The sequence below is a fragment of the Streptomyces sp. MMBL 11-1 genome (assembly GCF_028622875.1).
In the GTDB taxonomy this organism is placed as follows: domain Bacteria; phylum Actinomycetota; class Actinomycetes; order Streptomycetales; family Streptomycetaceae; genus Streptomyces.
In genome coordinates, this window is sequence record NZ_CP117709.1 from 4,969,502 (window position 1) to 4,990,909 (window position 21,408).

Genomic DNA, 21,408 nt, shown 5'->3' on the forward strand with positions numbered 1-21,408 from the left:
GGCGATACTTTCGTACGACCCTACAAAGAGCATGCCGTACCTGCGCCATCATGCGGTCATCACGTGAGAAAGGGCCCCGACGTGGCCTCCCCGCCCCCCTCCGCCTCTCCCGCCCGGCTGGTCGTGCTGGTCTCCGGATCGGGTACGAATCTCCAGGCCCTGCTCGACGCCATCGGCGACGACCCGGCGGCGTACGGGGCGCGGATCGTCGCCGTCGGCGCGGACCGCGACGGCACCAGTGGCGTGGAGCGCGCGGAGCGGGCCGGAATCCCCACCTTCGTGTGCAGGCTCAAGGACCACGCGACCCGCGCCGAGTGGGACGAGGCGCTCACCGCACAGGTCGCCGCGCACCGCCCGGACCTCGTCGTCTCCGCCGGCTTCATGAAGATCGTCGGCCCTGCGTTCCTCGCCGCGTTCGGCGGCCGGACCGTCAACACCCACCCCGCCCTGCTGCCCAGCTTTCCCGGTGCCCACGGAGTGCGTGACGCGCTCGCGTACGGCGTGAAGGTCACCGGCTGCACCGTCCACTTCGTCGACGACGGCGTCGACACCGGTCCGATCATCGCGCAGGGCGTGGTCGAGGTGACCGAGGAGGACACCCCGGAGGGTGAAGCCGCCCTCCATGAACGGATCAAGGAAGTCGAGCGCTCGCTGCTCGTCGAGGCCGTGGGGCGGATCGCCCGTGACGGCCATCGCATTGAGGGACGAAAGGTTCATCTCGGTCATGTCGGTGAATAAGCCCATCCGCCGCGCTCTGGTCAGTGTCTACGACAAGACGGGGCTCGAAGACCTCGCCCGCGGCCTGCACGAGGCGGGCGTCGAACTCGTCTCCACCGGCTCCACCGCCGGGAGGATCGCCGCCGCCGGAGTGCCGGTCACCAAGGTCGAGGAGCTCACCGGTTTCCCCGAGTGCCTGGACGGCCGGGTCAAGACGCTGCACCCCCGCGTCCACGCCGGCATCCTCGCCGACCTCCGTCTCGACGCCCACCGCGAGCAGCTCGCCGAGCTCGGCGTCGAGCCCTTCGACCTGGTCGTGGTGAACCTCTACCCGTTCAAGGAGACGGTCGCCTCGGGCGCCTCCGACGACGCGTGCGTCGAGCAGATCGACATCGGCGGTCCCTCGATGGTCCGCGCCGCCGCCAAGAACCACCCGTCGGTCGCCGTCGTCACGAGCCCCGGGCGGTACGCCGACGTCCTCGCGGCCGTGAAGGCGGGCGGCTTCGACCTGACCGCCCGCAAGCGGCTCGCCGCCGAGGCCTTCCAGCACACCGCCGCGTACGACGTCGCCGTTGCCTCCTGGTTCGCGGCGGACTACGCCGCCGACGGCGACTCGGGCCTCCCCGAGTTCCTCGGTGACACCTTCACGCGCAAGAACGTCCTGCGCTACGGCGAGAACCCGCACCAGCCGGCCGCGCTCTACACCTCCGGCGACGGCGGTCTCGCCGAGGCCGAGCAGCTGCACGGCAAGGAGATGTCCTACAACAACTACACGGACACCGACGCCGCCCGCCGCGCCGCCTACGACCACGCCGAGCCCTGCGTCGCGATCATCAAGCACGCCAACCCGTGCGGCATCGCCATCGCCGACGACGTCGCGACCGCACACCGCAACGCGCACGCCTGCGACCCGCTCTCCGCGTTCGGCGGCGTCATCGCGGTCAACCGGCCGGTCACCGTGGAGATGGCCGAGCAGGTCGCGGAGATCTTCACCGAGGTCATCGTCGCCCCGGCGTACGAGGACGGCGCGGTCGAGGTGCTGGCCCGCAAGAAGAACATCCGCGTGCTGCGCGCCCCCGAGGCCCCGGCCTCCGCGTTCGAGGTGAAGCCGATCGACGGCGGCGCGCTGCTCCAGGTCGCCGACCGCCTCCAGGCCGACGGCGACGACCCGGCCAACTGGACGCTCGCCACCGGCGACGCGCTCTCCGAGGCCGAGCTGAAGGAGCTGGCCTTCGCCTGGAAGGCGTCCCGGGCCGTCAAGTCCAACGCGATCCTCCTCGCCAAGGGCGGCGCCTCGGTCGGCGTCGGCATGGGCCAGGTCAACCGGGTGGACTCCGCGAAGCTCGCCGTCGAGCGGGCGGGTGCGGAGCGGGCAGCCGGTTCGTACGCCGCGTCCGACGCGTTCTTCCCGTTCCCCGACGGTCTGGAGATCCTCACGGCCGCCGGCGTCAAGGCCGTCGCGCAGCCCGGCGGATCCGTCCGCGACGAACTGGTGATCGAGGCCGCGAAGAAGGCCGGCGTGACGATGTACTTCACGGGCACGCGCCACTTCTTCCACTGACCGCCCCGGCGTACCCCCGGTGGCCGCACCTCGTCCAGGGGTGCGGCCACCGTCGTGTCCGTCGTACGGAATCCGCTCGCCGCTCTGTTCTAATGACACGGCCGTGGCCAACCCACGGCCGTACCCATCCCAGCGGGAGCAGCCACCGTGCTTGAGCTGAACAAGAGTGGAACGGACGACCGGCCGGGGCCGGGCCACCTGCCCGCCCAGGACCCGGGGCCCGATGCCGCCCCGGCCACCCGCCCGGCCGGCGACGCCCCGAGTGCGGCCGGAGCCGCCGAACGCGTCCCCCTGCGCCCGTACCTCATCGCCGGCGCGATCCTGTGCGCGCTCTACTTCCTCTACTCGTACTTCCAGTACAGCCGCTTCGGATCACCCTCCTGGGACCTGGGCATCTTCGAGCAGGAGGTCCGGGCGTACGCCGGGTTCGACGCCCCGGTCGTCGACATCAAGGGCCCCGGATATCTGATCCTCGGCGACCACTTCTCGCCGATCGTGGCGCTGCTGGCACCGCTGTACTGGCTGTGGCCGTCGGCCGAGTCCCTGCTGTTCGCCCAGGCCGCGCTGTTCGCGCTGGGAGCGGTCATCGTCGGCCGCACCGCCCAGCAGCTTCTCGGCGGGCGCTCCGGGCTCTGCGTCACCGTCGCGTACGGGCTCTCCTGGGGGATCCAGGAAGCGGTCAAGGCCGACTTCCACGAGATCGCGTTCGCCGTACCGCTGCTGGCCCTCGTCTGCCGGGCCCTGCTCCTGGAGCGGTACACGGCCGCGCTCCTGTGGTCGCTCCCCCTGGTCCTCGTCAAGGAGGACCTGGGCGCCACCGTGGCGGTCGTCGGCTTCCTGCTCTTCGTGCACGGCCGCCGGCTCCAGGGCGCGCTGCTCGCCGCCTTCGGGGTCGCCGCCTTCGTCGTCACGCTCATGGTCCTCATCCCGGCGGCCAGCAGCGCGGGCACCTACGACTACTGGCAGAAGATCGACAAGAACGGCGAGCAGGACGTCTCGATGCTGGACTCCGTCCTCGGCGTCCTCAACTCCTCCGTCAAGATCGAGATGCTGGTCTTCCTGCTCGGCATCACCGCGTTCATGGCGCTGCGTTCACCGCTGACGCTGCTGATCGTGCCCACGCTCGGCTGGCGGCTGCTCTCGCAGGACAGCAACCACTGGGGCATGGTCTGGCACTACAGCGCGATCCTCATGCCGGTCCTCTTCCTCGCGCTGGCCGACGGCGTCCGCCGCAGCCGCGGTTCGGACCGGCCCTGGCTCGCCTCGTACGCGAAGGTCGCCGTGCCCGTCGCCGCCGCGATCGCCGTCGCGATGACCCAGCACCTGCCCCTGCGCGATCTGCTGCGCCCGGAGACCTACCGCACCGACGACGCCCGCAGCCAGGCCGCCCGGGCGGCGCTCGACGTCATCCCGGCCGGGGCGCGGGTCGAGACGGACATCACGCTGATGGCGCACCTCACCTCCGACCGCACCGTCTACTGGATCGGCGGAGCCCCGGGCACCGCACCCGACATCGTCGCCATCAACCTGGACTTCGGCTGGTCCCGCCCGATCCAGGACCCGGTGGCGTACGCCGAGCAGCTGCACCCCGAGGCGTCCTACCGGCTCAAGCACCAGGGCGGCAGCTTCGTGGTGATGGAGCGCACCTCACCGGAGCCGGCGGAGATCCCGGGCGTCCGGGGCGACTGACCGGGCGTCAGGGGTGGCCGACCGGGCGTCCGGGGTGGCTGGCAGCGGCCCCGGGCCCGTACGCGCGAACGCGAAGGCCGCACCCGTCCACCGGGTGCGGCCTTCGTACGCGCGAGGTGGCGCGGCGGATCAGTTGGCCTTGACGACCACCGACGAGCAGACCTTGTCCGCGAACGTCTGCTTCTTCGCGTCCCACAGCGGCCACAGCCAGCCGATGTAGCAGGCGATGCTGTCCAGGAAGTGGGCCAGGCGGCGCACGAAGGCCATGCCGAAGCCCAGCGGACGGCCGTCGGCCTCGCGCAGCAGGCGGATGCCCACGGCCTTCTTGCCGATCGTCTGGCCGGTGGTGCCCTCCTGGTACAGCTGCCAGATGGCCACGGCGAGGAGACCGATGAAGCCGATGACACCGAGGATCGCGCCGAACGAGTCGCCGACCCCACCACCGATGATGACCAGGATGTACGGGACCATCATGACGAGCCCGTCGACGATCAGCCCGCCGAAGCGCAGACCCCAATGGGCCAGCTCCGGCATGCCGCCCTGGCCCGGCTGCTGCGGGTAGCCGCCGCCGTAGGGCTGACCGGGCTGCTGCGGGTAGCCGGGCTGCTGGGGGTACCCCGGCTGCTGCTGCGGGTAGCCGTAGCCCTGCGGCGGGACACCCTGCGGAGCCTGCTGCGGGTAGCCGTAACCGGGCTGACCCTGCGGCGGGCCCTGGGGCGGCTGACCGGGCTGCTGCCCGTACGGGTTGTTCGGGTCGCCGAAGCTCATAAGGGGTGTTCCTTCAACAGACGTGTGGGGACGAGATGGCCACACGGAGGAAGGACATCGATCAGCGGCCCGCCCCCCGTACAACCGCGGCCCTCATCGTTATGAGCGAGACCCGTGTTTGTCCAGTCCGGGGCTTCCGACGTTGTGCAAGTGCAATGTCCGGTACGGGGGCGGCACCGGCAATTGGTATGCGGGCGGGGTCATCCGCGAGGATGGGGCCATGACTGCCCAGATTCTCGATGGCAAGGCCACCGCTGCCGCGATCAAAACCGATCTGACCGTCCGTGTGGCGGCTCTCAAGGCCCAGGGGATCACTCCCGGCCTCGGAACCCTGCTCGTCGGGGACGACCCGGGCAGCCGGTGGTACGTCAACGGCAAGCACCGTGACTGCGCCCAGGTCGGCATCGGCTCCATCCAGCGCGAACTTCCCGACACCGCCACGCAGGAGGAGATCGAGGACGTCGTCCGGGAGCTCAATGCCAACCCCGAGTGCACCGGTTACATCGTCCAGCTGCCGCTGCCCAAGGGCATCGACACCAACCGGGTCCTGGAGCTGATGGACCCGGCGAAGGACGCCGACGGGCTGCACCCGATGAGCCTCGGCCGTCTCGTCCTCAACGAGGCCGGCCCGTTGCCCTGCACCCCGCAGGGCGTCGTCCAGCTGCTGCGCGCGCACGGTGTGGAGATCAACGGGGCGCATGTCGTGGTCGTCGGACGCGGTGTCACCATCGGCCGGTCGATCCCGCTCCTGCTGACCCGCAAGTCGGAGAACGCCACGGTGACCCAGTGCCACACCGGCACCCGGGATCTCTCCTCCCACCTGCGGCAGGCCGACATCATCGTCGCCGCCGCCGGTGTGCAGCACCTGATCAAGCCGGAGGACGTGAAGCCGGGCGCGGCGGTGCTCGACGTCGGCGTCAGCCGGGACGCGGACGGCAAGATCGTCGGCGACGTGCACCCGGGGGTCCGCGAGGTGGCCGCCTGGGTCGCCCCGAACCCCGGGGGCGTCGGCCCGATGACCCGTGCGCAGCTGCTGGTCAACGTGGTCGAGGCCGCCGAGCTGGCCGCTGCCGAGGCCGCCGACGCCGCCGCCGCGACGAGCTGACGGCCGGATCCGGAGGGAACCTCATGGGTGCTGGTACGAGTCCGGCCGACCCCGCCCCCGCCGGCCGGGCGGCGGACGAGCCGCGCGAACCGGACGAGCGGGACGGGGCCGCCGGGTCCACCGAATCCACCGAATCCACCGGGGCCGCTGGACCGGACCAGGCCTCGGGCGTGGCCTCGGACCCGGCCCCGGACATGGACACGGAAACCGCCACGTCCGTATCCACGGACACGGATGCGGACACGGCTACGGCTATGGACACGGAGGAGGCCGAGGGCGCGGCCGGCGGGCGGCCCCGTCGGTCGCGGCGGTTCCCACGGTTCACCCGGGACACCGCCCGGCCGGAGGGCGGCGGCAGGGCGGCGTCCGGCGACGCGCCCGCTCCGGCCCGGCAGTGGCCGCTGCTCACCGTGCTCTGCGCGGCGGGCCTCGGCCTGCTGATCGTGGTGCTCGACCCGTTCGACCAGGCGTTCCGCATCGGCACGATCCTGATCGGCGGCGCGCTGATCGCCGGTGCCGTGCTGCGCTGGGTGGTGCCGTCGGTCGGGATGCTGGCGGTACGTTCCCGCTTCACCGACCTGGTCACGTACGGGCTGATGGGCACGCTGATCGTGCTGCTCGCGCTGGTCGCACAGCCCGCACCGTGGCTCGACGTCCCGATCCTGGAGGACGCGGTCCACTTCACGATCCGCTAGGGCCGTCCCGTCCCGATCAGCTCCGTGGTGCCCGTCCCTACCCCCGAGGAGGGACGGACACCACGACGGAGCGGGACAACCGGGCGACAGCCCCGGTATGCGGGGAGATGAGCGGCCTTGCCCCGTCCGGACTCCAGCGTCATGGACATGGATGACCGGAACAAGCGATCACTGTGGCCTGTGGCACGGAAGTGACCATTCCGGCACGGTGTGATCGCCGCGCAACGATGGCAGACTGGCACGGCGCACCGAGCGGCACGGAGCAGACGGAGCGGTGACCGGCGCGGTGTTCGGGGCGCGCGAGGACACGCACCTCGTCCCGGACGCTCCCGTGCGCCTCCTCGTCAGGAACCGACACCCTGGCTCCGTGCATCCTCCCGGGTGGTCCGGCTGACGTCCTCGCCGGACGGACAGCGGACGGGCCGGGGAACGCGCGGACCGGGGGCCGTCCGCGGCGGGGCACAGCAAGTACGTCCGGGGGAGATGAGGGGGGAACACACGATGCCTCGTTGGCAGGCACTGCCCGAAGAGCTCGACCCGCAGATCAGGGAGTCCGCCGGCCGGCTGCGCGGGCTCGTCGACCGCAGCGGGCTGGACCTCGACGCGGTGGCCGACCGCACGGGCTACAGCGTGACGTCCTGGGAGGGGTACCTCAACGGGAGGCTGCTCGCCCCGCGCGGAGCCGTCGTGGCCCTCGCCGAGGTGACGGGCACTCCGCAGCACCACCTCACGGCCGGCCACGGGCAGGGCGGCCCCGGGCCGGGCGGTCAGGCGACCGGCGCTCACGGCCCGGGCGGTTATGGGTCCGAGTGGTTCGGGCCGGACAGTCAGGCGACCGGCACTCACGGGCCTGACGGCCACGGGGCCGAAGCGTACGGGCCGGGCGGCCACGGGCCGGGCGGTCATGGGGCCGAGGCGTACAGGCCGGGCGGCCACGCGGCCGGCGCTCACGGGCCGGGCGGTTTCGGGGCCGAGGCGTACGGGCCGGACGGTCACGCGACCGACGCCCATGGGCCCGGCGACCGTGACACGGCGCGCCCGCCGTCCGTGCCCCACCAGCGCGGCAGCGCACCGGAGGCCCCCGGGACGCCGCACGGCGGTCGGCCGGCGGCCCGCAGCGCCGGGAGCAGGACCCCGGGGTTCCGCAGCCAGGGCGCCATGCTCGCCGTCGGGGCCGTCGGCGCCCTGATCGTCATGGCCGGCGCGGTGCTGCTCGCACCCGGCGACGACGGTGCCGAGGCCACCCCGCCCCCGTCGGCGACCCCCACCGCGATCGCTCCGGAGCTGCCCGCGGGCGTCGGATGCAGCGGCGCGGACTGCGTCGGGCAGGACCCCGAGGCGATGGGCTGCGGCGGCGAGTTCGCCCGTACGGTCGCCGGCGCCGTGGTCGGCGGCAGCAAGGTCGAGGTCCGCTACAGCGAGGTCTGCGCCGCCGCCTGGGCCCGGCTCACCGAGGCGGCCGTCGGCGACACCGTGCGGATCACCGGGAGCGCCGACGGGCAGGACGGGGAGGTCATGGGGGACACCGCCGCGTACACCCCGATGGTCGCGGTGAAGAAGGCGTCCGACGCGAAGGCCTGCGCGACGCTCACCTCCGGTACGAAGGGGTGCACCGGCCCGGGCGAGTGACGACGGCGCCGGACGCCCCGCCCGGGGCGTCCCGCCGCCCCCGCCGCCCCCCGGCGGGGCCCCCTCGCCCCCGCCGCGCCCCGCCGCCCCCGCATGCGCTGCGTGACCGGTTGTGTGCGGTGCCACAGGGGGGCGGGCGGCCCGGCCCGGCCGGGTCCGATAGCCTGACCGCTGGATATCTCTTCACGTCAAGATTCGTCGGGGCGCGGAGGGTGTCCAGCACCAGGGTCCGGCACCAGGGGCCGGGACCCCCACCGCCAGCTGTCTAAACGGAGACCGCCATGACCCGCACTCCCGTGAATGTCACCGTCACCGGCGCGGCCGGCCAGATCGGCTACGCGCTGCTCTTCCGCATCGCCTCCGGCCACCTGCTCGGCCCGGACGTGCCGGTCAACCTGCGCCTCCTGGAGATCCCGCAGGGCCTCAAGGCCGCCGAGGGCACCGCGATGGAGCTCGACGACTGCGCCTTCCCGCTGCTGCGGGGCATCGAGATCACCGACGACCCGAACGTCGGCTTCGCCGGTGCGAACGTCGCGCTGCTCGTCGGCGCCCGCCCGCGCACCAAGGGCATGGAGCGCGGTGACCTGCTCGCCGCCAACGGCGGCATCTTCAAGCCGCAGGGCAAGGCCATCAACGACCACGCCGCGGACGACATCAAGGTCCTCGTCGTCGGCAACCCGGCCAACACCAACGCGCTCATCGCGCAGGCCGCCGCCCCGGACGTACCGGCCGAGCGCTTCACCGCGATGACCCGCCTGGACCACAACCGCGCGATCTCGCAGCTGGCCGCCAAGACCGGCGCCGCCGTCTCCGACATCAAGAAGCTGACGATCTGGGGCAACCACTCGGCCACCCAGTACCCGGACATCTTCCACGCGGAGATCGCCGGCAAGAACGCGGCCGAGGTCGTCAACGACGAGGTGTGGCTGGCCGACACCTTCATCCCGACCGTCGCCAAGCGCGGCGCCGCGATCATCGAGGCCCGTGGCGCGTCCTCGGCCGCCTCGGCCGCCAACGCCGCCATCGACCACGTGCACACCTGGGTCAACGGCACCGCCGCCGGCGACTGGACCTCGATGGGCATCCCGTCGGACGGCTCCTACGGTGTCCCCGAGGGCATCATCTCCTCGTTCCCGGTCACCACGAAGAACGGTGTCTACGAGATCGTCCAGGGCCTGGACATCAACGAGTTCTCCCGTACGCGCATCGACGCGTCGGTCAAGGAGCTCACCGAGGAGCGCGACGCGGTCCGCGAGCTGGGTCTCATCTGACCCGCACCCGAGCCTCGTCGAGCGCCCCCGGCAGCTGCTGCCGGGGGCGCTCGCGCATGCTCTCCGCAGGGCCCTCGGTCAGCCCTTGTGGTCGCCCGGCGTGTAGTGGCCGGGCCCCAGACGGCCCGTGACACCGAAGCGGTTCCAGGAGTTGATCACGCTGATCGAGGCGATCAGCCGGGCCAGTTCGGTCTCCTCGAAGTGCTTCTCGGCCTCCGCGTACACCTCGTCCGGGACGAAACCGTCGGTCAGGACGGTGACCGCCTCGGTCAGGGCGAGCGCCGCCAGCTCCTTCGCGGTGTAGAAGTGCCGCGACTCCCTCCACGCGCTGAGCTGGACGATCCGCTCGACGGACTCGCCCGCCGCCAGCGCGTCCTTGCTGTGCATGTCCAGGCAGAACGCGCAGTGGTTGAGCTGCGAGGCCCGGATCTTCACCAGCTCGACCAGGACGGGGTCCAGGCCTTCGCGGGCGGCGGTGTCCAGCCGGACCAGCGCCTTGTAGACGTCGGGGAGGAGCCGGGAGACGGAGATCCGGGGCGGGTGCTCCGGGGCGAGGGCGGCCGGGGCGTGGTGGTGGGCGTGCGACGTGGTCATGAGGACGACGCTACGGCCCCCGGTGGCACCTCGGTATGGTCCATTGGCATGACGAATTCCTGGGCCACTTTCGGTGCGGACCTGCATCTGGAACCGGTCGGCCGGGGGCTGCGCGCCGGGCTGATGGCCGCGCTGCGGGAGGCGGTGCGCACCGGCCGGCTGACGCCCGGCACCCGGCTGCCGTCCTCCCGGGTGCTCGCCGCCGACCTGGGCGTCGCCCGCAACACCGTCGCCGACGCCTACGCCGAACTGGTCGCCGAGGGCTGGCTCACCGCCCGGCAGGGCTCGGGGACCCGGGTCGCCCAGCGGTCGGCGCCGCGCCGGACGGGCCCGGCGGTGGCCGCCCCCGCCCGGCCGGCGCGGCCGGGGGCCGGGTACAACCTGAAGCCCGGCTCCCCGGACCTGTCCGCCTTCCCGCGCTCGGCCTGGCTCAGGGCGGCCCGCAAAGCGCTCACCGCCGCGCCCGACGAGGCGTTCGGCTACGTCGACCCGTACGGCCGCGTCGAGCTGCGGACCGTGCTGGCCGAGTACCTGGCGCGGGCGCGCGGCGTCCACGCCGACCCGGAGCGCATCGTGATCTGCTCCGGCTTCGCCCACGGGCTGACGCTGCTGGGCCGGGCGCTGCGCCGGCGCCGGGTCCGGGACGTCGCCGTCGAGTCGTACGGCCTCGACCTCCACAGAGACCTTCTCACCGAGGCCGGGCTGCGCACCCCGTGCCTGCCCCTGGACGAGCACGGGTCCCGGACCGGCGAGCTGTCCGCGATGCGCGGCGCGGGCGCGGTCCTGCTGACTCCGGCGCACCAGTTCCCCACCGGCGTACCGCTGCACCCGGACCGGCGGGCCACCGTCGTCGACTGGGCCCGGTCCACCGGCGGGCTGATCCTGGAGGACGACTACGACGGGGAGCTCCGGTACGACCGGCAGCCGGTGGGCGCGCTCCAGGGCCTCGACCCGGAGCGGGTCGTCCATCTCGGCACCGTCAGCAAGTCGCTGGCCCCGGGGCTGCGCCTCGGCTGGATGGTGCTGCCCCGGAGCCTGGTCGGGGAAGTGGTGGCGGTCAAGGGCGTGTCCGACTGGATGTGCGGCTCCCCCGACCAGCTGACGCTCGCGGAGTTCATCGCCTCGGGGGCGTACGACCGGCATGTGCGCTCCATGCGGCTGCGCTACCGACGCCGCCGCGACGAGCTCGTCGCGGCGCTCGCCGACCGCGCGCCGGGCACCGAGGTCAGCGGCATCGCGGCGGGGCTGCACGCGGTCCTCGGGCTCCCGGCGGGTGCCGAGCGTTCGGTGATCCAGGCGGCGGCGTTCCAGGGGCTGGCGCTGGAGGGCCTCGCGCGCTACCGCCACCCGGACGCCCCGGCCGCCCGCGACGCCCTGGTGATCGGCTACGGCTCCCCGTCGGAGAGCGCCTGGGCGGGCACGCTCGACGCCCTGTGCCGGGTGCTGCCGTGAGGGCAAGGTTCCGAACGGGCCATCACTCCCACTAATCTGACAAGAGGTCCGGTGGCGGAAAAGGGTCGCCGGATGCGATCGCACACCACGGGGGAGAACCGAACATGGCCATACGAAGGCTGAGGTCGAGCACGGTCGTGCTCGGCGGCATGGGGCTGCTCGCCCTGACGATCACGTCCTGCGGCTCGGAGCCGGACAAGCGCTGCGCCGACCGGACGACCCGCGAGACCCTGCCCAGTTACGAGTGCCGGGGCGGCAGCGGCGGCACGGGCGGTTCCGGCGGGGGCCGGGGCTCGTACTACTACGGCGGCAGCACCAGCAGCTACGACGGCAAGGTCCAGGGCGGCAGCTTCGACAAGTCGGCGGTCGACCGCGGCGGCTTCGGCTGCTCCAAGACCGGCGGGGGCTGAGCGCGATGGAGCGCCGCACGACCGAGCCGCGCCCCGGCTGGCAGGAGACCGTCGAGTCGCAGGGCGTCGTCTACCCGCTCACCCGCTACCCGGACGACTCGCTGCGTCCGTACTGGGACGAGAGCGCCTACTACGTCTTCTCGCTGCCCGAGGTCGAGGCGCTGGAGGAGACCGTCGAGGAACTGCACAGGATGTGCCTGGCCGCCGCCGCGCACATCGTCGAGCGGGACCGCTTCGCCGACCTCGGCATCACCGACCCCCGACTCGCCGCGCTGGTCGCCGAGTCCTGGCGCCGGCGCGCCGAACTGCCGTCCGTGTACGGGCGGTTCGACCTGCGCTACGACGGCAGCGGCCCGGCGAAGATGCTGGAGTACAACGCCGACACCCCGACCTCGCTGGTGGAGGCCGCGAGCGCGCAGTGGTTCTGGATGGAGGACCGGTTCCCCGGGGCCGACCAGTGGAACTCCCTGCACGAGCGGCTGGTCGACGCCTGGAAGCGGCAGGCGCCCCTGCTGCCGCCCGGGCCGCTGCACTTCGTCCACTCCGACGGCGACGAGGCGGGCGAGGACCTGATGACGGTCGCGTATCTGCGCGAGACCGCCCAGCAGGCCGGGCTCGACACCGAGGCGCTGTCCGTCGAGGAGATCGGCTGGGACCGGCTGTCGGGCCGGTTCGTCGACGACCGGCTGCGGTTCATCCGCAGCTGCTTCAAGCTCTACCCCTGGGAGTGGCTGGCCACGGACCGCTTCGGCCCGCAGGTGCTGGACACCCTCGACAACGGCGGCGGCTCCGGCACCACCTGCTGGATCGAGCCCGCCTGGAAGATGCTCCTCTCCAACAAGGCGCTGCTCGCGATCCTCTGGGAGCTGTACCCCGGCCACCCGAACCTGCTGCCCGCGTATCTCGACGGGCCGCGCGAGCTGGCCGGGCCGGGCGGGGCCGGATACGTGTCCAAGCCGCTGCTCGGCCGCGAGGGCGCCGGCGTCGAGCTGCACGGCCCCGGCTCCCCGCCCGTGTCGCGCGACGAGCCGTGCTGCTACCAGGAGGTGGCCCCGCTGCCCGACTTCGACGGCAACCGGGTGGTGCTCGGCGCGTGGGTCGTCGAGGACGAGGCGGCGGGGCTCGGCATCCGGGAGTCGGCGGGGCCGGTCACGGACGAGTACGCCCGCTTCCTGCCCCACGTCATCCTCTGAGGCCCAGGCCCAGGCCCAGGCCCAGGCCCAGGGACAGGGCCGGGCCCGAGGACAGGGCCGGGCAGGGGGGGGCGGGTCCCCTGTGTCCGGCCTCCCGGGCCCTCGGCCCTCGGCCCCCGCCTCCCGGGCCCTCGGCCCTCGGCCCCCGCCTCCCGGCCCCGGGCCCTCGGCCCCCGCCTCCCGGCCCCGGGCCCCGCCCCCCTCAGCCCGGGTCTCAGGCGCTCAGCACCGACCGCAGCCGGTCCAGACCCCAGTCCAGGTCCTCCTTGCTGATCACCAGCGGCGGAGCGATCCGGATCGTGGAGCCGTGGGTGTCCTTCACCAGCACCCCCAGCTCCATCAGCTTCTCGGAGATCTCCCGGCCGGTGCCCAGCGCCGGAGCGATGTCGACGCCCGCCCACAGACCCCGGCCGCGCACCGACTCCACCGCGCCGCCGCCCGCCAACAGGCCCAGCTCCCGGTGCAGATGGTCGCCCAGCTCGGCCGCCCGCTGCTGGTACTCGCCGGTCCGCAGCATCGCGATCACCTCCAGCGCCACCGCGCAGGCCAGCGGGTTCCCGCCGAACGTGGAGCCGTGCTCGCCGGGCCGGAACACGCCGAGCACCGCAGCGGAGGAGACCACCGCGGAGACCGGCACCACCCCGCCGCCCAGCGCCTTGCCGAGCACGTACATGTCCGGCACCACGCCCTCGTGGTCCAGCGCGAACGTCTTCCCCGTACGCCCCAGGCCCGACTGGATCTCGTCCGCGATGAACAGGACGTTCCGCTCGCGGGTCAGCTCCCGTACGCCGGGGAGATAGCCGGCCGGCGGCACCAGCACCCCGGCCTCGCCCTGGACCGGCTCGATCAGCACCGCCACGGTGTTCTCGGTCATCGCCTCCCGCATCGCGGTGAGGTCCCCGTACGGGACGATCTCGAAGCCGGGGGTGTACGGGCCGAAGTCGGCCCGGGCCTCCGGGTCGGTGGAGAAGCTGACGATCGTGGTCGTGCGGCCGTGGAAGTTGTCCGAGGCCACGATGATCTTCGCCATGCCGTCCGGCACGCCCTTGACCCGGTAGCCCCACTTGCGGGCGGTCTTCACCGCGGTCTCCACGGCCTCCGCCCCGGTGTTCATCGGCAGCACCGTCTCCATGCCGCACAGCGCCGCCAGCTCCGTACAGAAGTCGGCGAACCGGTCGTGGTGGAAGGCCCGGGACGTCAGGGTCACCCGGTCCAGCTGGGCCTTGGCCGCGTCGATGAGCCGACGGTTGCCGTGGCCGAAATTGAGCGCCGAGTACCCGGCGAGCAGATCGAGGTACCGGCGGCCCTCGACATCCGTCATCCAGGCGCCCTCCGCCGAGGCCACGACGACCGGCAACGGGTGGTAGTTGTGCGCGCTGTGCGCCTCGGCGGAGGCGATGGCAGTTTCCGTGGTCGACACGGGATCTCCGTTCGTCGTGCGGCGTGGGCGGGGGGTCGTGCCCACTTTGTATCGTCGGTCGGAACCCGCGCCGGGAAACCTCTCTCACCCGGCGCGCCCGCCGTCGCACGCCGGGCGGCCGGAATGCGCGGTTCGTCTCAGGCGCGTGCTCCCGTGCTCCGGGCCCGGGGCCCTCCCCGCCCCGCACCGGCTGCCGGAGATCGCCCCCGTACCTGAGACAATGGGGCCATGGCCTCTGACCTCCCCACCGACCAGCCGCAGACGGGCCGCACCGGTGCGGCCGCCCGTCCGCGCGTGCTCTCCGGGATCCAGCCCACCGCGGGCTCGTTCCACCTCGGCAACTACCTGGGCGCGGTACGCCAGTGGGTGGCCCTGCAGGAGACCCACGACGCCTTCTACATGGTCGTGGATCTGCACGCGATCACGATCCCGCAGGACCCCGCCGAGCTGCGGGCCAACACCCGGCTCGCCGTGGCGCAGCTGCTGGCGGCCGGGGTGGACCCGGAGCGGTGCACGCTCTTCGTCCAGAGCCATGTGCCCGAGCACGCCCAGCTCGGCTGGGTGATGAACTGCCTCACGGGCTTCGGCGAGGCCTCCCGGATGACGCAGTTCAAGGACAAGTCCGCCAAGCAGGGCACGGACCGGGCCACCGTCGGCCTCTTCACCTACCCCGTGCTCCAGGTCGCGGACATCCTGCTCTACCAGGCGAACCAGGTCCCGGTGGGCGAGGACCAGCGCCAGCACATCGAGCTGACCCGCGACCTCGCCGAGCGGTTCAACGGCCGGTACGGACAGACGTTCACTGTCCCCGCGCCGTACATCCTCAAGGAGACGGCGAAGATCTTCGACCTCCAGGACCCGGCGGTCAAGATGAGCAAGTCGGCCTCCACGCCGAAGGGCCTCATCAACCTGCTCGACGACCCGAAGGCCACGGCGAAGAAGGTGAAGAGCGCTGTCACCGACACCGACACGGTGATCCGCTTCGACGTCGAGAAGAAGCCCGGCGTCAGCAACCTGCTCTCGATTCTCTCCACCCTCTCCGGCAGCCCCGTCGAGGACCTGGAACGGGCGTACGAGGGCAAGGGCTACGGTGCGCTGAAGACCGATCTGGCCGAGGCCATGGTGGAATTCGTCACTCCTTTCCGGGCCCGCACCCAGCAGTATCTGGACGACCCGGAGACGCTGGATGCCATCCTTGCCAAGGGAGCGGAGAAGGCCAGGGCCGTCGCCGCGGAGACTCTGGCACAGACGTACGACCGGATGGGCTTCCTGCCCGCGAAGCACTGAGTCCAAGGACCCTGGCGAGATCATGGCCCCAGGGGTCACACTTGCGGCGGCGGAACGCGTGGGCCGGAAACCCGGCCCACGCGGCATGACCGGAAATCGACCATCGACGGTGGAGGAGAACGACGTGGGGACCGTAACGCTCGGCGTTTCGATCGCGGTCCCGGAGCCCTACGGCAGCCTGCTCCAGGACCGCCGCGCGAGCTTCGGGGACCCTGCCGCCTTCGGCATTCCCACCCACGTCACCCTGCTCCCGCCGACCGAGGTGCAGTCGGCCGACCTCCCGGCGATCGAGGCGCACCTCGACAGGATCGCCACGGCCGGCCGCCCCTTCCCGATGCGACTGTCCGGCACGGGCACCTTCCGCCCGCTGTCGCCGGTCGTCTTCGTCCAGGTCGCCGCGGGCGCCTCGGCCTGCTCCTGGCTCCAGAAGCGGGTACGGGACGCCTCCGGCCCCCTGGTGCGCGAGCTCCAGTTCCCGTACCACCCGCACGTCACCGTGGCCCACGGCATCGCCGAGGAAGCCATGGACCGGGCCTACCAGGAGCTCGCGGACTACGAGGCCGCCTGGACCTGCGGATCCTTCGCGCTGTACGAGCAGGGCCCGGACGCCGTCTGGCGCAAGATCAGGGACTTCCCGTTCGGCGGGGGCGGCGGGGCTCCAGTGGTCCCCGCCCAGGGCGGCTGCGCGGCCGACGCCCCGTCGACGCCGTCGCTGCGGCCCTGAGCACCCGGGGCCGCACACCTAGGTCCTGTCGCCAAACTGCCGACTGCCGCCCTACGGGCGACGACGGCAGTTTGACGACAGGACCTAGAGCGGCAGCCGACGGAACAGCGGGCGCGGGACGTGCCGCAGCGCCGCCATCACCGCCCGGAGCGAACCGGGCACCCACACGGTCTCCGAGCGCCGCCGCAGCCCCGTGACGATCGCCTCCGCGACCTCCTCCGGGCCGGTCGCGAACGGCTGCTCCGGCCGCCCCGCCGTGGCCCGGGTCCGGACGAAGCCGGGGCGGACGACCATCACCTGCACCCCGGTCCCCTGAAGCGCGTCGCCGAGCCCCTGCGCGAACGCGTCGAGGCCCGCCTTGCTGGAGCCGTAGATGAAGTCCGCGCGCCGGGCGCGCTCCCCGGCCACCGAGGACAGCACCACCAGCGAACCGTGCCCCTGCGCCTGCAGTGCGCCGGCGCACACCAGCCCGGCGGAGACCGCCCCCGTGTAGTTGGTCTGGGCGACCCGGACCGCGGCCATCGGCTCCTCCTCGTCCCGGGCCTGATCGCCGAGGACTCCGAACGCCATCAGCACCACGTCGACGTCGCCCTCCGCGAAGACCTTGCCGAGGACGACCTCGTGGGAGGCGGAGTCCAGCGCGTCGAAGTCGACGGTCCGCACCTCCGCCCCCCGGCCGCGCAGCTCGGCGGCGGCCGACTCCAGGGCCGGGGAGGGGCGGCCGGCCAGCCAGACCCGGCGGGTGCGCAGGGCGATCAGCCGGCGCGCCGTGGCCAGGGCGATCTCGGAGGTGCCGCCGAGGACGAGCAGGGACTGGGGGGCGCCGAAGGCATCCTTCACGGAGAAACTCCTGGTCGGTCGAGGTGGAGGGGCGGGAGAAAGAGGCTTACAGCCCGAGGCGGCGCGACAGGTCGGAGCGGAACGCCTCCGTCGGGTCCAGCCGCGCCCGCAGCTCCCGGAAGTCCGCGAGACCCGGGTACATCGAGGCCGCCGTCTCCGGCCGCATCCGGGAGTCCTTCGCCAGGCAGACCCGGCCACCGGCGGCGGCCACCTCCTCGTCGACGTCGTCCAGGAAGCGGGCCAGGCCGGGCAGGGCCGCGGGCAGATCCAGGGCCAGGGACCAGCCGGGCGCGGCGAACGACAGCGGGCCGGGGTCCGCCGCCCCGAACCGCTGGAGCACGGCCCGCACGGCGGGGCTCCGGCGCGCCGCGATCCGCCGTACGACCCGGTGGAGGGTCTCCTCCTGGCCGTACCCGAGGGCGAACCGGTACCGCACCAGGCCGCCCCGGCCGTACAGCAGGTTCGCCTCCGGGAAGGCGTCCGGGGCGTGGAAGAACGCGGGGACCGGCCGCAGCTCACCGGTCCGCGCGCGGGATGCGCCGCGGTAGCGCACCTCGTTGTACAGGGCGGCCGAGGCCGGGCCGAGCAGCCCACCCGGCACCGGCGGGAAGCCGGCGAGCCGGAACCCTCCCCGGGCCCCTCCGGAGCGCGAGGAGTGCACAGTGCGCTCCGCGTGCGCCGGGCTCATGTCGGGGGTCGCATGCTCCCCCCGGGTGAGGATCCCGCGTCCGGTCGCCCGGCCCCGGGCCATCAGGTCGACCCAGGCGGAGGCGTACGGCAGCCGGTCGCCGCCCGAGGTGAAGCGGGCCAGCAGATCGTCCAGGTCCCCGGCGCGCTCGGTGGAGACGGACATCAACCCGGTCGCCACGCGCCGGAGGCGCAGGGTGGCGCCCAGGATCACCCCGGTCAGCCCCAGACCCCCGGCGGTCGCGTCGAAGAGGGCGGTGCCGGGCAGTACCGTACGCACCTCGCCCTCGGCGGTGAGCAGCTCCAGGGCGCTCACATGCCGGGCGAACGAGCCCGAGCGGCGGTGGTCGAGGCCGGGCAGATCGGAGCCGATCGCCCCGCCGACCGTCACCCTGCCGGTCCCGGGCACGACCGGCGGGAGCCAGCCGAGCGGCAGCAGCACCCGCAGCAGACGCTCCAGGCTCACCCCGGCGTCGCAGCGCACCACACCCGCGACGGCGTCGACCCCGCCGACCCGGGCCAGGCCCGTCAGGTCGAGCACCGAGCCGCCCGCGTTCTGCGCCGCGTCGCCGGGCGACCGCCCCAGCCCGCGCGCGATGACACCCCGGGGCCCGCGCCCCCGGACGACGGCGGCCGCCTCCTCGTGGGTACGGGGGCGAAACCGCACGGCGGTCGTCGGGGCGGTGCGGCCCCAGCCGGTCAAGGACACCGTGTCGACGGACATGAGGGTGACCGTATCGTCCGGGAAATCCCCTTCGCGGCATTGGTGAATTCGCTCACCGGAACGGGTGATGGAGCGAGTGTCAGCGAAGCGTGACGGAGTTCCGCCGGACGGGTCCGGGAGAGTCCGGGGCGGGCCGTCGGTGTTCCGGGCCCAGGAGGGTACGCGTGAGGTCATGGACTGGCTGAAGAAACTCCCGGTGATCGGGCCCCTGGTCGCCCGGCTGATGGAGACGCACGTGTGGCGTTCGTACGAGCGGCTGGACCGGGTCCACTGGGCCAGGCTCGCGGCGGCGATCACCTTCATCAGCTTCCTGGCCCTCTTCCCGCTGATCGCGGTCGGCGCTGCCGTCGCCGCCGCCCTGCTCAGCGACAAGCAGCTCGACACCATCAAGGAGAAGCTCGCCGACCAGGTGCCCGGCATCTCCGACCAGCTGGGCATCGACGGGCTGGTCGCCAACGCGGGCACGGTCGGCCTGGTGGCCGGCGCGCTGCTGTTGTTCACGGGCATCGGCTGGGTCGGCTCGATGCGGGAGTGCCTGCGCGCGGTCTGGGAGCTGGACGACGTCCAGGAGGCCAACCCCGTCGTCGCCAAGGTGAAGGACGCCGTGCTGCTGGTCGGCCTCGGCGGCGCGGCGCTCGCCACCCTGGCGGTCTCCACCATCGGCTCGACGGCGGTCGGCTGGACCGCCGACCTGATCGGCATCCCCGAGGACGGGGCCGGCGGCATCCTGCTGCGGGTGGCCGCCCTGGCGGTCGCGGTCGCCGCCGGTTTCCTGCTGCTGCTCTACCTGCTGACGCTGCTGCCCGGGGTGGAGCCGCCCCGGCGGCGGCTGGTGGTCGCGGCCCTGCTCGGGGCGGTCGGCTTCGAACTGCTCAAGCTGCTGCTCGGCAGCTACATGCGGGAGGTCGCGGGCAAGAGCATGTACGGCGCGTTCGGCGTGCCGATCGCGCTGCTCCTGTGGATCAACTTCACCGCGAAGCTGCTGCTGTTCTGCGCCGCCTGGACGGCGACCGGCAGCAAGGACGAGGAGGCCGGCGAAGACACCGGCCAGGACCCCGGCGCGGACGGTGCCGGCGCGGACGGTGCCGGCGCTGACGCTCCCGGCCCGGGTGGAGCCGCCACGGAGTCCGGCGGCTCCACCCGGGTCTGAGGGCTGTCCCGCCGAGCCCGCCCTCCGGGCGGACGGCGCTCCTTCCGGAACGCCCTATGACTTGTCGGTCGGGGCGGCCGAGGCCGTCGGCTCGGCCGGCTCGGCGGTGCCGGCCGGGCCGGCCTCCGGCGGGGTGCGGCGGGCCAGGCCGGTCAGCGGCCAGCGACGGTTGACGAGGAACACCCCGCCGGCCAGGAACACCAGCAGCCCGCCGATGATCGCCAGGACGACCCCGACCCCGCTGGAACCGTTCGAGGCCGCCGACGCGTGCGCGGCCTCCGCCTGTCCGCCCGAGCCCTGGTCGGCTCCGGCGGCGGGCTTCGCCGCACCCTTGCCGCCGGTGCCGGTGCCGGTGCCGGTGTCCACGGACTTCGGTGGCACCAGCTCGCCGACGGGCGTCACCTTGCCGCTCGCGGCGAAGCCCCAGTCGAGCAGGCTCGCGGCCTCCTTGTAGACGGCGTGGCTCTCCTCCGCCGACGGATTCATGACCGTGACCAGCAGGACCTTGCCGTTGCGCTCGGCGACGCCGGTGAACGTGTTGCCCGCGTGGGTGGTGTAGCCGTTCTTGACGCCCGCGATGCCCTGGTACGGTTCCACGCCGATGTCGCCGGTGATCAGCCGGTTGGTGTTCTGGATCTCGAAGGAGCCACGCTTCTTCCCCTTCTTCTCCTCGCCCGGGAAGTCGGCCGACGCGGTCGCCGCGTACTCGCGGAAGTCCTTCTTCTGGAGTCCGCTGCGGGCGATCAGGGTCAGGTCGTAGGCGCTGGAGACCTGGCGCGGGGCGTCGTACCCGTCCGGCGAGACCACCCGGGTGTCCAGGGCCTGGAGCTCCTCGGCGTGCTTCTGCATCGCGGCCACCGTCTTCGGGATGCCGCCGTACATCTCCGACAGGACGTGCACCGCGTCGTTGCCCGACCGCAGGAACACCCCGAGCCACAGGTCGTGGACCGTGTAGGTGTGGTCCTCCTTGATCCCGACCAGGCTGCTGCCCTCGCCGACCCCGGACAGCTCACCTTCCGTCACCTTGTGGGTCAGGGTGGTGGGCTGGAGCGCGGGCAGGACGGTGTCCGCGAAGAGCATCTTCATGGTGGAGGCGGGCGGCAGCCGCCAGTGCGAGTTGTGCGCCGCCAGAACGTCCCCGTTCTCCGCGTCCGCGACGATCCAGGACCGGCCGGTCAGCGCCTTGGGCAGCACCGGTGCCCCCGGGCCCAGATTGACCTGGGTACCGGCCCTGCCGAGCTGCTCCCCACCGAGGCTGGACATCGTGCTCGGCGGCTTGGGCTGTTTGTCGTCGCTCTTGTCCTTGTCGGCCGCCGTGGCGGGACTCAGGACGAAACCGGACAACAAGGCGGCGGATGTGACCGTGAGGGCGATCTTTTTCAGAGCTGGCACGGTCGGAAACGTACAGGGCGAAGGTGTGGATGCGGACCCGGACCGGCTGACCCGCCGCAGGGAACGCCGGGACGGCCCTGTTCGGACGCCACCCCGGGAG

19 protein-coding genes are annotated in these 21,408 nt (G+C 72.9%); 13 read left to right on the plus strand and 6 right to left on the minus strand.

The genetic code is table 11. The features are described 5' to 3' along the window. Positions 1 to 81 precede the first annotated feature (81 nt). The 3 genes from purN to PSQ21_RS22055 all read left to right on the plus strand — a co-directional run bounded on the left by purN (position 82) and on the right by PSQ21_RS22055 (position 3,967). Positions 82 to 738 (plus strand): phosphoribosylglycinamide formyltransferase, encoded by a 657-nt coding sequence (purN, locus tag PSQ21_RS22045; RefSeq protein ID WP_274032317.1) that lies wholly within the window; start codon positions 82 to 84, stop codon positions 736 to 738. Then, a complete protein-coding gene (gene purH / locus PSQ21_RS22050) occupies positions 725 to 2,278 on the plus strand; it encodes a bifunctional phosphoribosylaminoimidazolecarboxamide formyltransferase/IMP cyclohydrolase (protein ID WP_274032318.1) in 1,554 nt (517 codons plus the stop codon). Before purN ends, purH begins: the two co-directional genes overlap by 14 nt. A 147-nt stretch (positions 2,279 to 2,425) precedes the next feature. Then, positions 2,426 to 3,967, plus strand: coding sequence for a DUF2079 domain-containing protein (locus PSQ21_RS22055; RefSeq protein ID WP_274032320.1), 1,542 nt, complete (start codon positions 2,426 to 2,428; stop codon positions 3,965 to 3,967). A 129-nt stretch (positions 3,968 to 4,096) separates the two neighbouring features. Here the strand turns inward: PSQ21_RS22055 and PSQ21_RS22060 are convergent, their stop codons facing one another. Next, positions 4,097 to 4,735, minus strand: a complete 639-nt coding sequence (locus PSQ21_RS22060; RefSeq protein WP_274032322.1) for an RDD family protein — start codon at positions 4,733 to 4,735, stop codon at positions 4,097 to 4,099. A gap of 220 nt (positions 4,736 to 4,955) precedes the next feature. On the opposite strand from PSQ21_RS22060, the gene PSQ21_RS22065 reads away from it, so the two are divergent. From PSQ21_RS22065 to PSQ21_RS22080, 4 genes are all read left to right on the plus strand, one after another. Further along, positions 4,956 to 5,840, plus strand: a complete 885-nt coding sequence (locus PSQ21_RS22065; RefSeq protein ID WP_274032324.1) for a bifunctional methylenetetrahydrofolate dehydrogenase/methenyltetrahydrofolate cyclohydrolase — start codon at positions 4,956 to 4,958, stop codon at positions 5,838 to 5,840. A 23-nt stretch (positions 5,841 to 5,863) separates the two neighbouring features. Continuing rightward, positions 5,864 to 6,535: a DUF3017 domain-containing protein gene (locus PSQ21_RS22070; protein ID WP_274032326.1), complete on the plus strand. Its 672-nt coding sequence runs from the start codon at positions 5,864 to 5,866 to the stop codon at positions 6,533 to 6,535. Positions 6,536 to 7,036: 501 nt separating this feature from the next. Beyond that, positions 7,037 to 8,164: an XRE family transcriptional regulator gene (locus tag PSQ21_RS22075; RefSeq protein WP_274032328.1), complete on the plus strand. Its 1,128-nt coding sequence runs from the start codon at positions 7,037 to 7,039 to the stop codon at positions 8,162 to 8,164. Between the two features lie 281 nt (positions 8,165 to 8,445). Next, a complete protein-coding gene (locus tag PSQ21_RS22080; RefSeq protein ID WP_274032330.1) occupies positions 8,446 to 9,435 on the plus strand; it encodes a malate dehydrogenase in 990 nt (329 codons plus the stop codon). A gap of 78 nt (positions 9,436 to 9,513) precedes the next feature. On the opposite strand, the gene PSQ21_RS22085 is transcribed toward PSQ21_RS22080, so the two are convergent. Then, positions 9,514 to 10,029, minus strand: a complete 516-nt coding sequence (locus PSQ21_RS22085) for a carboxymuconolactone decarboxylase family protein (protein ID WP_274032332.1) — start codon at positions 10,027 to 10,029, stop codon at positions 9,514 to 9,516. A gap of 48 nt (positions 10,030 to 10,077) precedes the next feature. Here PSQ21_RS22085 and pdxR point away from each other — a divergent pair, with 48 nt between their 5' ends. From pdxR to PSQ21_RS22100, 3 genes are all read left to right on the plus strand, one after another. Continuing rightward, complete coding sequence (gene pdxR, locus PSQ21_RS22090) at positions 10,078 to 11,481, plus strand: MocR-like pyridoxine biosynthesis transcription factor PdxR (protein ID WP_274032334.1); 1,404 nt, start codon at positions 10,078 to 10,080, stop codon at positions 11,479 to 11,481. A 104-nt stretch (positions 11,482 to 11,585) separates the two neighbouring features. Further along, complete coding sequence (locus PSQ21_RS22095; RefSeq protein ID WP_274032336.1) at positions 11,586 to 11,891, plus strand: hypothetical protein; 306 nt, start codon at positions 11,586 to 11,588, stop codon at positions 11,889 to 11,891. Positions 11,892 to 11,896: 5 nt separating this feature from the next. Next, positions 11,897 to 13,084: a glutathionylspermidine synthase family protein gene (locus PSQ21_RS22100; RefSeq protein ID WP_274032338.1), complete on the plus strand. Its 1,188-nt coding sequence runs from the start codon at positions 11,897 to 11,899 to the stop codon at positions 13,082 to 13,084. A gap of 214 nt (positions 13,085 to 13,298) precedes the next feature. Here the strand turns inward: PSQ21_RS22100 and rocD are convergent, their stop codons facing one another. Beyond that, entirely contained in the window at positions 13,299 to 14,504 is a 1,206-nt protein-coding gene (rocD, locus tag PSQ21_RS22105; protein WP_274032339.1) for an ornithine--oxo-acid transaminase, read from the minus strand. 294 nt (positions 14,505 to 14,798) lie between these two features. On the opposite strand from rocD, the gene trpS reads away from it, so the two are divergent. Continuing rightward, positions 14,799 to 15,791 carry a tryptophan--tRNA ligase gene (gene trpS / locus PSQ21_RS22110; protein WP_274035884.1) on the plus strand — a complete coding sequence of 331 codons (993 nt, stop codon included), beginning with the start codon at positions 14,799 to 14,801 and terminating at the stop codon, positions 15,789 to 15,791. 124 nt (positions 15,792 to 15,915) lie between these two features. After that, complete coding sequence (locus tag PSQ21_RS22115) at positions 15,916 to 16,515, plus strand: 2'-5' RNA ligase family protein (protein ID WP_274032340.1); 600 nt, start codon at positions 15,916 to 15,918, stop codon at positions 16,513 to 16,515. 84 nt (positions 16,516 to 16,599) lie between these two features. Here PSQ21_RS22115 and PSQ21_RS22120 read toward each other — a convergent pair whose 3' ends face one another. Both PSQ21_RS22120 and PSQ21_RS22125 read right to left on the minus strand, forming a co-directional pair. Beyond that, entirely contained in the window at positions 16,600 to 17,355 is a 756-nt protein-coding gene (locus PSQ21_RS22120) for a decaprenylphospho-beta-D-erythro-pentofuranosid-2-ulose 2-reductase (protein WP_274032341.1), read from the minus strand. A gap of 46 nt (positions 17,356 to 17,401) precedes the next feature. Continuing rightward, a complete protein-coding gene (locus tag PSQ21_RS22125) occupies positions 17,402 to 18,766 on the minus strand; it encodes an FAD-binding protein (RefSeq protein ID WP_274032343.1) in 1,365 nt (454 codons plus the stop codon). Between the two features lie 172 nt (positions 18,767 to 18,938). Between PSQ21_RS22125 and PSQ21_RS22130 the strand changes: the two genes are divergently transcribed. Then, positions 18,939 to 19,916 (plus strand): YihY/virulence factor BrkB family protein, encoded by a 978-nt coding sequence (locus PSQ21_RS22130; protein ID WP_274032344.1) that lies wholly within the window; start codon positions 18,939 to 18,941, stop codon positions 19,914 to 19,916. Between the two features lie 54 nt (positions 19,917 to 19,970). Here the strand turns inward: PSQ21_RS22130 and PSQ21_RS22135 are convergent, their stop codons facing one another. Continuing rightward, positions 19,971 to 21,308, minus strand: coding sequence for a D-alanyl-D-alanine carboxypeptidase family protein (locus tag PSQ21_RS22135; RefSeq protein ID WP_274032346.1), 1,338 nt, complete (start codon positions 21,306 to 21,308; stop codon positions 19,971 to 19,973). Positions 21,309 to 21,408 lie beyond the last annotated feature (100 nt).

What these genes read in the sequence shown, in the direction of transcription:
- purH (WP_274032318.1), top strand. Translation starts at nt 725, where the DNA reads ATGTCGGTGAATAAGCCCATCCGCCGCGCTCTGGTCAGTGTCTACGAC.
- PSQ21_RS22060 (WP_274032322.1), bottom strand. Translation starts at nt 4,735, where the DNA reads ATGAGCTTCGGCGACCCGAACAACCCGTACGGGCAGCAGCCCGGTCAG.
- PSQ21_RS22065 (WP_274032324.1), top strand. Translation starts at nt 4,956, where the DNA reads ATGACTGCCCAGATTCTCGATGGCAAGGCCACCGCTGCCGCGATCAAA.
- PSQ21_RS22070 (WP_274032326.1), top strand. Translation starts at nt 5,864, where the DNA reads ATGGGTGCTGGTACGAGTCCGGCCGACCCCGCCCCCGCCGGCCGGGCG.
- PSQ21_RS22075 (WP_274032328.1), top strand. Translation starts at nt 7,037, where the DNA reads ATGCCTCGTTGGCAGGCACTGCCCGAAGAGCTCGACCCGCAGATCAGG.
- PSQ21_RS22080 (WP_274032330.1), top strand. Translation starts at nt 8,446, where the DNA reads ATGACCCGCACTCCCGTGAATGTCACCGTCACCGGCGCGGCCGGCCAG.
- PSQ21_RS22085 (WP_274032332.1), bottom strand. Translation starts at nt 10,029, where the DNA reads ATGACCACGTCGCACGCCCACCACCACGCCCCGGCCGCCCTCGCCCCG.
- pdxR (WP_274032334.1), top strand. Translation starts at nt 10,078, where the DNA reads ATGACGAATTCCTGGGCCACTTTCGGTGCGGACCTGCATCTGGAACCG.
- PSQ21_RS22095 (WP_274032336.1), top strand. Translation starts at nt 11,586, where the DNA reads ATGGCCATACGAAGGCTGAGGTCGAGCACGGTCGTGCTCGGCGGCATG.
- PSQ21_RS22100 (WP_274032338.1), top strand. Translation starts at nt 11,897, where the DNA reads ATGGAGCGCCGCACGACCGAGCCGCGCCCCGGCTGGCAGGAGACCGTC.
- PSQ21_RS22125 (WP_274032343.1), bottom strand. Translation starts at nt 18,766, where the DNA reads ATGTCCGTCGACACGGTGTCCTTGACCGGCTGGGGCCGCACCGCCCCG.
- PSQ21_RS22130 (WP_274032344.1), top strand. Translation starts at nt 18,939, where the DNA reads ATGGACTGGCTGAAGAAACTCCCGGTGATCGGGCCCCTGGTCGCCCGG.